The organism is Parapedobacter brassicae, from assembly GCF_051400755.1.
Taxonomy (GTDB): domain Bacteria; phylum Bacteroidota; class Bacteroidia; order Sphingobacteriales; family Sphingobacteriaceae; genus Parapedobacter.
Map to the genome: position 1 here is coordinate 737097 of NZ_JBLFFL010000002.1, position 13250 is coordinate 750346.

Genomic DNA, 13250 nt, shown 5'->3' on the forward strand with positions numbered 1-13250 from the left:
TTATATCAGCTCAATAACAACGTCTGCGTACGATCCGGACCTACCGAGAGGTATTTGATCGGCACACCGAGATGCTGTTCTAAATAGCGGATGTAATCCTGCAGGGTCTGCGGGATCTGGTCCTGGCTGGTTATGCCACACAAATCGGCATTCCACCCCTTGAGCGTTTCATATACCGGTTCGGGCTTGACGCTTACGATGTCATACGGCATGTAGTCGATCTGTTCCCCGTTTTGAATATAATGGGTGCACACATTGATGGTCTCAAATCCGCTCAATACATCGGCTTTGGTCATGACCAGTTCGGTGACCCCATTAAGCATAATGGCATACTTAAGTGCCGGAAGGTCGATCCATCCGGTACGGCGGGGTCTTCCGGTGGTGGCCCCAAACTCGTGTCCCAGCCGACGGAGCTTCTCGCCGGTTTCGTCTTCCAGCTCGGTCGGGAACGGACCCCCGCCAACGCGGGTACAATAGGCCTTAAAAATGCCGATGACCTGACCGATGTTCGAAGGTGCTACGCCCAGCCCTGTGCAGGCGCCTGCCGTAGTGGTGGTAGACGACGTCACAAACGGATAAGAACCGAAATCAACATCCAGCAACGTGCCCTGTGCACCCTCGGCCAGTATACGCTTTCCGGCCCGCAGGTATTGGTTTACCAAATGTTCGCTATCCACATGAGGGATGGTCTTCATAAACTCAACCGCGTCCATAAATGCTCGTTCGCGATCGCTGAAATCAGGGATCTCACCGTAATGAGCAAGAATGGATTTATGTTTTTCAACCAACCGCTGGTAGCGTTCCATGAAGTCGGGGAGGGTGGTGTCGCCGACCCGAAGGCCGTTCCTCCCGGTTTTGTCCATGTAGGTGGGGCCGATCCCTTTAAGGGTGGAGCCGATCTTGTCCGCACCCATCTTGCTTTCCGAAGCGGCATCCAGCAGTTGGTGGGTAGGCAGGATCAAGTGAGCCTTGCGCGCGATGACCAACTTTCCGACCGATACGGGATCAAACCCGCTTTTCTTGAGCGTGTCCAGCTCCCGTTTGAGAATGATCGGATCGATGACCACTCCATTGCCGATGAGGTTGAGGGTATCTTGGTTGAAAATACCCGAAGGAATGGTGTTCAATACGTATTTTTGATTGTCGAACTCCAGTGTATGCCCCGCATTCGGTCCGCCTTGAAAACGGGCGATTAAATCGTATTTCGGGCAGAGTACATCTACAATTTTGCCTTTCCCTTCGTCGCCCCACTGCAGGCCCAATAGCACATCAACTTGCATAGTTAAAATTAGCGTTGAAAAAATTAAATCATTAAATAGTCAATGAAAGATGGGGCAAATCTAACATTATTTTACATGGAAATAGGGTAGGTGCAAAACAAACTTAGTGCGCTTCTACCAGTTCGCGGTTCTTCAGGGTAGCTATGTCTTGTAGCTCCGCTTTCTTGGCTGAGCAGTCGCTGCACACCCCATATAGGTTTAAGGAATGGTGCTTGATGTCAAATTTGAGCAGCTCGGCCATCATCGATTGTATTTGATGGATACGGGGGTCACAAAACTCGACGACTTTGCCGCATTCGATGCAGATGATGTGGTCATGCTGCTTATAACCGTATGACTTTTCAAACTGCGCCATGTTTTTGCCAAACTGGTGTTTGGTCACCAGATCACACGATACCAGTAACTCCAGGGTGTTGTATACCGTAGCCCTGCTGACCCGGTATTTTTTATTTTTCATGTGGATATAGAGCGATTCCACATCAAAATGGTCATTCCGCGAATAGATCTCTTCGAGAATGGCATAACGCTCTGGCGTCTTGCGCAATCCCTTGTTTTCGAGGTAAGCCTCGAAAATTTTCTTTACTGTTTGGTAATTTTCCGTTTGAGTCATCATCCGAAAGTTAAGCTTACAAAGCTACATAAATATGGTCACAAAAGCAAGTCGGGCCAAACCCCTCAATTGTTTGAGTCAAACCGTGTAATGCCCGTGATGCCCTTGATCTGCTTGAGGTGTTTAATGAGATTTTCCAAATGGGCTACGTCGTTGACGAAGATCATGATCGACCCTTCGAAAATGCCATCGTTGCTGGATATGGTGATCGAGCGTATATTGATCTTGAAATCGTGCGAAATAACCGTCGTGATTTTATTGACAAGGCCCACGTCATCGATGCCGACAATGCGCAACCCCGTCAGGAATGCCAGTTCCTTTTGGGAGGTCCACTTGGCTTTTACGATGCGATACCCATAGTTTGCCATCAGTTTCGCCGCATTGGGGCAATTGGTGCGGTGTATTTTGATCCCGTCATTGACGGTAATGAATCCGAACACATCGTCTCCGGGAATCGGGTTACAGCAGGGGGAGAGCGTATAGTCAATCTTCTGCAAGTCATCACCGATGAGCAGGGTTTCGTAATCCTTTTTGTTGATTTTGTCTACCAGTCCATTGATATGCGAATTGAATTGCTGCCCATTGAATTGTTCGGTGCTTTTTTCGTTTATCGCAAATTCCTTCAGGTTCTTGATATCGATCACCCCTTTGGCTACATTGTAAAAGAGATCCTGCGAGGAGGCATACTTAAAAAATAGCGTTAGTTTATTGATGTTTTCCGTGTTGTAGGTGATCTTGAGCGATTTAAGTTTCCGTTCAAGAATCTCTTTCCCATCCTCTGCTACACGTCTCTTTTCCTCCTTCAGCGCGGACTTAATCTTGGATTTCGCCTTTGCGGTCACCACGAAATTGAGCCAATCTTCTTTAGGCGTCTGCTTGCTGGAGGTAATGATCTCCACCTGGTCGCCATTTTGAAGCTTGTGGCTTAATGGCACCAGTTTATGGTTTACTTTGGCGCCGATGCAGCTGGCACCCAGGTCGGAGTGGATCTCAAAAGCAAAGTCCAATGCCGTCGCATTATGCGGCAATTGAATGAGCGCTCCCTTGGGCGTAAAAATGAAGATCTCGTCCGAAAAGAGATTCATCTTGAAATCATCGAGGAAATCCATGGCATTCGACTCAGGATTGCTCAAAATCTCCCGCACTTTCTGTATCCATTGGTCGAGTCCGCTGTCTGAATTCGACTCTTTATATTTCCAATGCGCAGCAAATCCCTTTTCAGCGATTTCATTCATCCGTACCGAACGTATTTGTACCTCCACCCATTGTCCTTTCGGACCCATCACGGTGGTGTGCAGCGACTCATAGCCGTTGGCCTTGGGCGACGACACCCAGTCGCGCAACCGGTCCGGATTGGGACGGTAGAGGTCCGTCACGATCGAATAGGCTTTCCAGCAGTCGGCTTTTTCGTGTTCCAATGTGGTATCGATGATGATGCGGATGGCAAATAGGTCGTATACCTCTTCAAACGGTATGGATTTTTTGCGCATCTTATTCCATATCGAATGGATGGACTTTGGCCGGCCGAACACATCGGCCCGGATGCCCTGTTCGTGTAAGATTTCCTTGATCGGCTCCACGAAATTATGGACAAAACGCTCCCGTTCGGCCTTTTTTTCGTTGAGTTTACGCGCGATGAATTTGTACGTATCCGGATCGGTGTACTTCATGGAAAGGTCTTCCAGCTCCGACTTAATGGCATATAGACCAAGCCGGTGGGCCAATGGCGCGTATAAGTACGACGTTTCCGAGGCGATTTTGAGCTGCTTATCACGCGGCATAAAATCCATGGTGCGCATGTTGTGCAGGCGATCAGCCAGTTTGATCAGGATGACCCGTACATCATCTGCTAGGGTCAGCAGCATTTTCCGAAAATTTTCGGCCTGTAGGGAACTGTTGGGGTCGAATATGCCGGATATCTTGGTCAACCCATCAATAATCCGCGCAACTTTTTTCCCGAAGTCCCGTTCAATATCTTCCAAGGTGATGTCGGTATCCTCAACGACATCATGCAGCAAGGCACACACGATGGAGGTCGTCCCCAAACCAATTTCTTCCGCGGCGATCTGTGCCACGGCAATCGGATGGTAAATGTAAGGTTCGCCTGATTTGCGGCGCATATCCCTGTGGAGATTCAGCGCCATGTCAAATGCCCTGCGGATCATTTGCTTGTCTCCCCGCTGCATGGTGGGTTTGCAAGCCCTCAGCAGGGCACGGTAGCGTTTACGTATTTCCTTGCTCTCTGCTTCTAAGTCAATTTCTAATTCTTTCATATAGCATTCCCACGATTGTCAGGAATTTCCATCGTCCCACGATCCCATCTGTGGTCGATGGTATTGTTTTTAACCCCTTTGGCGCACTTGTATATCAGCACAAGTTTGTCTAAGTTTGTATATTCATTGCGATCGTTGGACGCCTCGGCGGGTCTAACGTTTAAATGTATAAAAATACGGATAATTATCGATATTCCATCAATGCGCTATGTAAGATTGATGATTTTTTTTGGGGTGATATGTGCTGTGGGTGAAGTTTCGGCGCAGGACACGCTTCCCAACGTTGCTCAGGCTCAACAGCCGCAAGGCCGCTTAGTGCCTACCACGGTGGTAGGGGGCGAATTGCTCCCTTGGATGGTCATCCCGGAGGTGACCGTGACCCGGAAACGCGTGTTTAGATCTCCGGAAGATAAGGCGCGCTACCTTCGGCTGCGGTACAACGTCATGAAAGTGTTGCCGTACGCCAAATATGCGCAGGGCCGCTATCAGCAGCTTTACCGCGACCTCGCGCTTACGGGCAATAAACGTGAGCAGCGTCGATTGGTGAAGGTCTGTGAAAAAGAAATCAAGGACATGTTCAATCGGGAGGTCAAGAAATTGACCGTTTCCCAGGGTGAAATATTGATTAAACTCATCGACCGCCAAACCGGAAATTCCAGCTATGAGGTCGTAAAGGAACTAAGGGGTGGTGTCACCGCATTCTTCTATCAATCCGTCGCCCGCGTATTCGGACACAACCTAAAGGATACCTACAGCCCAGAAGAAGATTTCGAGATCGAAAACATTATCCGCAGTTTGGAGCGGCCTACCTACCGCTATTTTTAACGAAATACACGACATTTTATATCTTTGCGCCGGATTTGTAGCGCACTCGAATATGGATCATGATATGAAGCTGGATTTACTGGTTATAACTGTACACCCTGATGATGCAGAGTTGGGCAGCGGGGGCACGATACTCAAGCACGTGAGGATGGGGCGGAAAGTGGGCGCAGTCGATTTGACACGCGGTGAACTGGGTACACGGGGCACACCCGAAATCCGGGAAGCGGAAGCACGCCGCGCCGCGGAGCTGCTCGGTTTATCGGTGCGGGAAAATCTGGACATGCGCGATGGTTTTTTCCGCAACGATGAAAGTCACCAATTGAAAGTGGTTCAGGTCATCCGTAAATATCGGCCGGACATCGTCATTTCCAATGCATTGTTTGATCGGCATCCCGACCACGGACGGGCAGGCGATCTGATCAATGACGCCGTATTTCTAGCGGGACTGCGCAAGATAGAAACCCAGGAAGCGGGCGAATCCCAAATGCCCCACCGGCCGCGCTTGCTGCTCCAATCCATCCAGGATTATTATATCAAACCGGATATTGTGGTCGATGTGAGTGACCAATGGGATGATAAGATTGAGGCCATAAAGGCATTCCGGTCGCAATTCTATCATGAAGACTACATCGCGGATGAACCGCAGACCTACATCTCAAAGCCCGATTTCCTGCATTACATAGAAGGCCGGGCAAGGGAATACGGCAAACATATCGGCGCCAAATACGGCGAGGGATTTACCTGCCGGAGGCTGCTGGGGGTGGATGATCTATTTGCGCTGAGATAGCTGTTGTCCTTTCACGCAAGTGGATCACACAGCAAAACTTTCTCCGCAAGCGCAGGTACGGGAAGCATTCGGATTATGAAATTCAAATCCTTTTCCATTCAAGCCGTCGGAATAATCCAACTCCGTGCCTGCCAAATACAGGTAAGATTTGATGTCAAGGCAAATTTTAATGCCTTGGTCTTCGAAAAGCTGATCGCCCTTTTTCTCCTCGTTGTCGAAGTCGAGCTTGTAGCTTAATCCTGAACAGCCGCCGCTTTCAACCGCCACCCGCACGAAATAGGTTTGGTCATAGTTTTCCGCGTGCATGATGTCAAGAATACGTTTCTTTGCTTTTTCTGTTATCGTTACCATCGTTTCGCCTTTAGACACTAGATGCTCAATGCTACAAATATCGGGATATTGAATCAATATTACAACCTGCCAACCGTTTATTGGATGTCATATTTGCCTCATGGGTAAGGCGATTGTTTTCCAAACACCCGCATCAGGTAAAACAGAAAAGGTAAGATGAGTGGGCTGCCCAACAGCAGCGCCCATGCAAGTGCGATGATCGTCTTGGTGCTCCCGGCGTGTTCAGTCAATGACAATCCGCTACCGTCCTTAAACAGTATCAACTCCGGGTAGTGTTGGTAAGTAGCCGCCAAGAGGATCATCGAAACCTGAAACCCCGCCAGTAGACGTGCGGTGATCGCGCTCCGCTTGTTGAAGGCTACAAAGGTAAAAACCACGGAAATCGTAGCGGACAGAATAGCGACTTGCCCGATCACATCACCGAATATCCATTCGACCAGGGGGATTCCGGACCCCAGAGCGGAGAGAAAGACCAATGCGCCCGCGCCCACCACGATGTAGATGAACCGTTTGGCAATGCGGATCATCAGCGTCCGGTCGTTTTCGTCTTCCACCGCGCCGATGGCGTAGGTTGCTGCGAGGTATCCGCAGATACTGGTGGTAAAAAGGCCGATCGCGATGCCGAACCAGCTTAACCAACTGCCAATGTAGGCGGTGACAAAATCATGTGCCCCGGTATCGATGGTACGGGCCACCGTGGCAGCGGCAATGATCCCCAGGAAAAATGGGGTAATTACGCTGGACCAGGTAAATATGCGGGTATAGATCTGCTGCCAATCATCCGCCACTGCGTCATAATTGCGGAAAACAAATGCCGTGCCGCGGGCCATAATGCCCATTAGCATCGCCACCAAGGGGATATGCATGTAAATGGACATGGTGGTATAAATGGTTGGAAATCCCACAAATAGGATGACGATGGCGATAATCAACCACATGTGGTTGGCCTCCCAGATCGGCCCGATCGCGTGCGACATGATCTTCCTCACCCGCTGCTTGTGCTTGCGGTCTATGGTCAACTCAACGATGCCTGCACCGAAATCGGCTCCCCCGAGGAGGAGGTATAAGCAGATCGACGCCCAAAGGAATATGATAACAACGTATAGCATCATGACGATGATTTGGGTTGATAATCGGGGTCTGTCGTGTCATACAGTTTTCCCACCATGGTCATCTGCCGGTAGAGCAAGAAGATGACGATCGCCGATAACGAAATGAAAATAGCCGTGAATAAATAAAACGAGTACACCATGCCGGGCATCGGCGTTACGGCGTCGGCTGTGCGCATAACGCCATAGATGATCCAGGGTTGGCGCCCCACCTCCGTAACGATCCAGCCGGCTTCCACCGCGACGTAACCCAAGGGGGTGGCGATGACAAACAGGCGGAGCAGCCAATCACGGTTGAGCCATGTTTTTCGTTTGGCCAGGGCAAATAGGTAGATCACTGCGAGCAGGGCTAACAGTATTCCAATAGCGATCATCACCTGAAAAGCATAGTGTGTGATGGCTACCGGCGGCCAGTTTTCTTTGGGTATATCATTCAATCCGGTGACCGGCTTTTTCAGGTCGCCGTGTGCGAGGAAGCTGAGCAATCCCGGTATCTTGATCCCATGTTTGACTGCTTGTTTTTCTTCATCTGGAATCCCGCCGATCAAGAAAGGCGCTCCCGCCGCCGTTTCGAAATGCGCTTCCATGGCGGCCAACTTGGCCGGTTGCCGCTTGGCCACATCTTTGGCGGAGATATCGCCGCTGATGGGTTGCAGGAGCGCCGCGATACACGCGCAAAGGGCGGCGATCCGAAAAGCGATGGCATGAAATGCCACGTTTTTTCGCCTCAAGATCATCAACGCGTGTATGCCTGCTACGGCAAATCCGGTAGCACTAAAAGCGGCCAATGTCATGTGGAGCGCCTGGGAAAACCAGGCATCGTTAAACATCGCCTGTATGGGGTCTACGTTTAGGTATTGCCCGTTTACAAAATCGAATCCCGCCGGACTATTCATCCAGGCGTTGGCCGCCACGACCAATATCCCGGAGGCCAGACCGCTGAGCCCCACGATTACTCCCGTAACCCAGTGAAACCAAGGCGCTAACCGCTCCCATCCATAAAGAAAAAAACCAAGGGCGATGGCCTCGACAAAAAAGGCGGTGCCTTCCAGTGAAAATGGCATCCCGAAAATGGGACCGGCATGTTCCATGAAGACCGGCCACAATAACCCCAACTCAAACGATAGCATCGTGCCCGATACCGCCCCCGTAGCAAACAGGATGGCCACCCCCTTGCTCCAGGCCTTAGTAAGTCCGCGATAGCGCAGATTTCCGGTCTTTAAGTAAATGAAGTGCGATATGGCCATAAAAAAGGGCATAACCATACCGACACAGGCGAATATGATGTGGAATCCCAAAGACATCGCCATTTGGGATCGCGCGGCGATCAGATTGTCCATAATGGTATTGAATAATGACGGTACATCTAAACAGCCCTAAAGTTACCGGTTTAGTGCCATATACCGAAGGCGGTCAAACCCGATAGCAATAAAATAAACAAAATTCATATTCTTTCTAAATTAAAAAAAATTAATCTAAAAGGAGGGTTGGGGTTGTATACGAAATAAAAATTTTCCTCAATTACTTTTGTATTTTTGTAACATGACCGTTGGACTTCTCCAAAAGATAAAGATGAATGCCAAGAAACGCCTAACTTTTCTAATCGGTACCCAGGTTGGCTTGGATTTGGAAAACAGGCTGTTTAATTCGATCAGCCTGATCGCCATTTTTATTTTGCTATGCAATATCCCATTCAACTATTTTTCCGGTTTGCAGGTTACAGCGCTGATCTTTGGTATCCTCACGGTATTCCTCGGATATATGTACTATTTGGCACGTTTCAAGAATCGGCTCATCGTCTCCGTGACGATTTCGTGTAGCCTTGTGATTATTTTATTCGCCATTAATTATTTCTTCAGCGCGGGGATACGAGGCGCTTCCCTTCTTTCATTTACGTTGGCGTTTATCCTGATCGTTATCGTTTCGCCCAAGAAGCTGTATGGGTTTTGGGTGTCGTTCTGTCTGTTTATTGTCGTCGGCTTGCTCGTGGCCGAATATCATTATCCCAACGCGATCAAGGTGGCTTATGTAGACGAAAAATCATTGTTCATCGACATCGCGTTCACCTACGCCACGGGTATCGCGGTTAGTTTTTTTAGTTTATTTTACCTCAAGGAAGCCTATTATAAGGAAAAACGGTCGGCCGAGAACAGGGCCATTGAACTGGTACGATCGAATGATGAAAAGCTGAAACTCTTTTCCATTATTTCGCATGACTTACAGGCGCCATTGTCGTCCCTCCACAGTTACATCCGTTTGGTGGCAGACGATCGGCTGATGCCTGATGAGCGAAAGCATGTGGAGCGCGGATTAGCGAATGCGCTTCATGTCACCCAGGAGATGTTGTCGAATATGCTGATCTGGTCGCAAGGCCAATTGCGGGGGCTCCGCGTAGAGCTGATGCCACACAATATCAAAAGCGTGTTGTACCCCATTGTCGATATTCAACGGGTTTACGCCGACCAAAAGGGAATTTCGATGGAAACGGATTTCGACGAATCGTTGACTGTGTCGGTCGACCGGGATATGTTGCAGCTGATTATCCGGAATCTCATTAACAATGCCATTAAGTTTACCCCGCCTGGCGGCCATATCCGTGTTTCCGCAAGGGCGGCGGGCACCAATTGTCAGATCGTGGTGGAAGACAATGGCATAGGCATCCCGGAAGCACAGCAAGCTGAACTTTTTTCATTAAAAACACGGTCCACCTATGGTACCAACAACGAACGTGGAATCGGATTAGGACTCTTTTTATGCAGCGAGTACACCCTCGCCCAAAATGGTGTTATTTCGTTTGACAGCGAGCCGGGCAATGGTACCAGATTTCGCTTATTATTGCCATTAGTAAGCTGATGTATTACGTAAAACCAGTATATTGGCCGGTCGAACATGAAAAAGGATTATCCACGCGAAGTGTTCTTGAACGGGCAATGGCTGCCCAGCGAACACGCTACGGTTTCGGTATTTGACAGAGGTTTATTATTGGGAGACGGGATTTATGAAGTGATTCCATTTTACCAAGGAAAGCTCTTTACCATTGATGAGCACATGCGGCGGTTCCAGGATGGACTTGCCAACGTCGGCATTGCTTATGACGTGGATACCCTCAGGATCAGCATAGGCGAGGCGATCGAACGGTCTGGATACCTTACAGGCATCGTTTATATGCAGGTGACCCGTGGCGCGGCGCCGCGTACCCATTATTTTCCGGAAGACACGGCGCCGACCGTATTGCTGTATGCCGCGCCCTTCAATGCAGAGGGGTTCGAACAACGGTTGGTCAACGTGCTCCTCTCGGAAGATTTCCGGTGGCAGCGTTGCGATATCAAGTCCACCTCCTTGATGGCCAATGTTTTGGCAAATAATGCTGCGCATGATCTGGGGCTGGCTGAACACGTCTTTCATCGCGGAGGACACCTTACAGAAGGGTCGCATACGTCCGTCTTCTTGGTGCGCCACGGCATGCTATTCACCCATCCCCGCGGTCCCCATATCTTGCCAGGCATCACACGTGAGGTGGTCATCTCCATCGCGCGTGAAATCGGTATTGAAGCGAAGGAAGAAGCCGTTGCCGTATCGGATTTAAATGGTGTGGAAGAAGCCTTTTTGACGGGTACCACCACGCAGGTCACCGCAATCGGGTCATTTTTCATGAACGCCAAAGAAGTAACGGTAGGAAAAGGGGGTATCGGTCCGGTTACCCGACAGATCCAAACTGCGTTTTCGGAGCGTATCCGCGCATTGTGACGTGCGTGCTACGGTTTGTTAGGAGCGACCACCAGGGGGATCACCTTGTCAAGCGGCAGCACTTCAATTTTCCGGCCTCCTTTTCCGGTGGTGGTTTGTGCCGCAAAGAGGGAATTGATGATGGCCTCTTCGGTCGCTTCGATAGCGGCCATGAATAGGGGAGACATCAAATCGTTAGGCACCAGGGCAACCTCATGAAGGCGTGCATCCGTCCGGAAAGGCACACGGACCTCCGGCGCAGTAGCGAATGCAATAACATAATCACCGCTCCCATTGGACGCAATGCCGCCGGTTTTGGCAAGTCCCATGAACGCACGTTTGGCCAGGCGTTCAAGGTTTCGGCTATCCAACGGTGCATCGGTGGCCACGACCATCATGCATGAACCATCGACATTGTTCAGGAGCTGATCGCTGAAGGCAAATTTCCCCAGGAGTTTGCCCACCTGTACACCGTTGATCTGCAATACGCCGCCGAAATTGCTCTGCACCAAAACACCGACGGTATAGCCTCCCAGATCATCCGGCAACCTGCGAGAGGCTGTACCGATACCTCCCTTGAAACCGAAACATACCGTACCCGTACCCGCCCCTACGCTCCCTTCCAGGGGGTTATCTTCACTTGCATGGCGGATCGCGGCGATGACGTCTGCTTTCGTTACATGGCGACCGCGTATGTCGTTCAAGTACCCGTCGTTGGTCTCACCCACGACCGCATTGACCGATTGGACATCTTCGTTGCCCGGCAGCGCCAATACATGATCAATCACAGCATCCATAGCGGTGGGTACACTCAGCGTGTTGGTCAAGATGATGGGTGTTTCCAAATTGCCAAGCTCCATGATCTGGGTACTTCCGGTGAGTTTGCCGAAACCATTGCCCGTATAGACGGCCGCAGGGACTTTATCCTGGAATACGTTGCCGCCATGGGGGAGGATGGCTGTCACCCCTGTCCTGATGGAGTCGCCCACACGCAACGTGGTATGCCCCACCTTTACGCCAGCCACATCTGTGATGGCATTCGATTGCCCGGTAGGTAAAACACCTATCCGTATCCCTAGGTCCCGCGGTCGCTGCGTTTGCCCCACAGCGGTCGACGCCGATAGGCAGATGAGGAGAAACGACGTGGTGATGATATGCCTTATCACGCGGTTTTCTTCCACTTGATCGAACAGCCAACGGCCTTCGTCATGTTAGGATCCGGTTTATTACCCGCCGTCAATGCGGCGACGGCTTCTTCCACGAATTTTGTTTCCGGATTGCCGCCCCTGCTGTCGTCATCGATCGCGCCGATGTATTGCAACACATTGCCTTCGGCCGTCTTTTGCAGCACAAAGGTATGCGGCGTGTGCGTCGCGGCAAACTGTTTGGTGATGACGTGGTCAGGGTCAAGCAAATAGGGAAAGGTAAATCCTTTTTCGGCCGCCCGTTGCTGCATTTGTTCGTAAGATTCCCGGGGTTCCACGCCAGCATCGTTGGGATTGATGGCAATCACCGGATAACCCTGTGGCTTATATTTTTTGTCTAATGCAATGATACGGTCTTCGTACCCCTTAGCGACCGGACAGGTATTGCACGTGAAGATCAGGATAAATCCTTTCGCGTCCGGGTAATCCGCTAAGGATACCTGATTGCCATCTACATTTTTAAGGCGAAAGTCGTTGACGATGTCGCCGATTTGGTATCCTTCATCGGATACCGGGGTATTGGCCGAAAAGACAACAGCCAATCCCATCAATAAAACGCCGATTGTTTTCATGACTCAATTTTTTAATGGATAATGGACAAATAACTATGCTCGAGTGCTTCATAATCAAACTCCTGCTCCTTGAAGATCCGTATATCTTTTTCCGTATTGACAAATAGGGTGGCCGGTATGGCTCCAGACCATTCGGGACTGATCTGCGGGATGAAAGCTTGTTCATTTTTTTCGTCGAGTAGCAACACTTCGTTTTTCAATCCCTTCGTGCCGACAAAGTGGAGCACGGCATCGTGGTCCTGTTTGGCATCTAAACTAACAAACAAGACGCGCAGCGGTTTTGACTGGTGGTTTCGTTGCAACTGCTCGAAATGAGGCATCTCAGCCACGCAAGGGGCACACCAAGTGGCCCATAGATTGATGATGAAAGTCGTGTCACCACCATTATCCAACCGTTTTTCCAATCCGTCCAATGTGATCAGCGGTATACGCTCTTGTGTCCTCGCACGGCTTATGGAAAGCACGGCAAACGAGAGGGAAACGATCAACAGCCTGTTCATACTAGTAAAATT

13 protein-coding genes are annotated in these 13250 nt (G+C 50.1%); 4 read left to right on the top strand and 9 right to left on the bottom strand.

Going from position 1 to position 13250, the window contains the following annotated elements; genetic code table 11:
* Positions 1–5: 5 nt before the first annotated feature.
* The 3 genes from ACMGDE_RS08565 to ACMGDE_RS08575 form a co-directional block, all read right to left on the bottom strand.
* Positions 6–1280 carry an adenylosuccinate synthase gene (locus tag ACMGDE_RS08565; RefSeq protein WP_436832361.1) on the bottom strand — a complete coding sequence of 425 codons (1275 nt, stop codon included), beginning with the start codon at positions 1278–1280 and terminating at the stop codon, positions 6–8.
* A gap of 103 nt (positions 1281–1383) precedes the next feature.
* Positions 1384–1890: a Fur family transcriptional regulator gene (locus tag ACMGDE_RS08570; RefSeq protein ID WP_436832474.1), complete on the bottom strand. Its 507-nt coding sequence runs from the start codon at positions 1888–1890 to the stop codon at positions 1384–1386.
* A 65-nt stretch (positions 1891–1955) separates the two neighbouring features.
* Positions 1956–4163, bottom strand: coding sequence for a RelA/SpoT family protein (locus ACMGDE_RS08575; RefSeq protein ID WP_436832362.1), 2208 nt, complete (start codon positions 4161–4163; stop codon positions 1956–1958).
* A gap of 201 nt (positions 4164–4364) precedes the next feature.
* On the opposite strand from ACMGDE_RS08575, the gene ACMGDE_RS08580 reads away from it, so the two are divergent.
* Together ACMGDE_RS08580 and bshB1 are read left to right on the top strand one after the other, a co-directional pair.
* Positions 4365–4988, top strand: a complete 624-nt coding sequence (locus ACMGDE_RS08580) for a DUF4294 domain-containing protein (protein ID WP_436832363.1) — start codon at positions 4365–4367, stop codon at positions 4986–4988.
* A gap of 64 nt (positions 4989–5052) precedes the next feature.
* Complete coding sequence (gene bshB1 / locus ACMGDE_RS08585) at positions 5053–5775, top strand: bacillithiol biosynthesis deacetylase BshB1 (protein ID WP_436832364.1); 723 nt, start codon at positions 5053–5055, stop codon at positions 5773–5775.
* 24 nt (positions 5776–5799) lie between these two features.
* Here bshB1 and ACMGDE_RS08590 read toward each other — a convergent pair whose 3' ends face one another.
* From ACMGDE_RS08590 to ACMGDE_RS08600, 3 genes are all read right to left on the bottom strand, one after another.
* Complete coding sequence (locus ACMGDE_RS08590; RefSeq protein WP_436832365.1) at positions 5800–6126, bottom strand: HesB/IscA family protein; 327 nt, start codon at positions 6124–6126, stop codon at positions 5800–5802.
* Positions 6127–6224: 98 nt separating this feature from the next.
* The gene (locus tag ACMGDE_RS08595) at positions 6225–7235 is read right to left on the bottom strand and encodes a cytochrome d ubiquinol oxidase subunit II (protein WP_436832475.1); all 1011 of its coding nucleotides are present in this window, start codon (positions 7233–7235) and stop codon (positions 6225–6227) included.
* A complete protein-coding gene (locus ACMGDE_RS08600) occupies positions 7235–8575 on the bottom strand; it encodes a cytochrome ubiquinol oxidase subunit I (RefSeq protein WP_436832366.1) in 1341 nt (446 codons plus the stop codon). Before ACMGDE_RS08600 ends, ACMGDE_RS08595 begins: the two co-directional genes overlap by 1 nt.
* 232 nt (positions 8576–8807) lie before the next feature.
* Between ACMGDE_RS08600 and ACMGDE_RS08605 the strand changes: the two genes are divergently transcribed.
* Together ACMGDE_RS08605 and ACMGDE_RS08610 are read left to right on the top strand one after the other, a co-directional pair.
* A complete protein-coding gene (locus ACMGDE_RS08605; RefSeq protein ID WP_436832367.1) occupies positions 8808–10088 on the top strand; it encodes a sensor histidine kinase in 1281 nt (426 codons plus the stop codon).
* A 36-nt stretch (positions 10089–10124) separates the two neighbouring features.
* A complete protein-coding gene (locus tag ACMGDE_RS08610; protein WP_436832368.1) occupies positions 10125–10982 on the top strand; it encodes an aminotransferase class IV in 858 nt (285 codons plus the stop codon).
* An 8-nt stretch (positions 10983–10990) separates the two neighbouring features.
* Here ACMGDE_RS08610 and ACMGDE_RS08615 read toward each other — a convergent pair whose 3' ends face one another.
* From ACMGDE_RS08615 to ACMGDE_RS08625, 3 genes are read right to left on the bottom strand one after another with little or no spacing between them, the layout of a single operon-like run.
* Positions 10991–12127 (bottom strand): P1 family peptidase, encoded by a 1137-nt coding sequence (locus tag ACMGDE_RS08615; RefSeq protein ID WP_436832369.1) that lies wholly within the window; start codon positions 12125–12127, stop codon positions 10991–10993.
* A complete protein-coding gene (locus ACMGDE_RS08620) occupies positions 12124–12738 on the bottom strand; it encodes a thioredoxin family protein (protein ID WP_436832370.1) in 615 nt (204 codons plus the stop codon). The genes ACMGDE_RS08615 and ACMGDE_RS08620 overlap by 4 nt, the downstream gene beginning before the upstream one ends.
* 11 nt (positions 12739–12749) lie before the next feature.
* Positions 12750–13238: a TlpA disulfide reductase family protein gene (locus ACMGDE_RS08625; RefSeq protein WP_436832371.1), complete on the bottom strand. Its 489-nt coding sequence runs from the start codon at positions 13236–13238 to the stop codon at positions 12750–12752.
* Between the last annotated feature and the right edge of the window lie 12 nt (positions 13239–13250).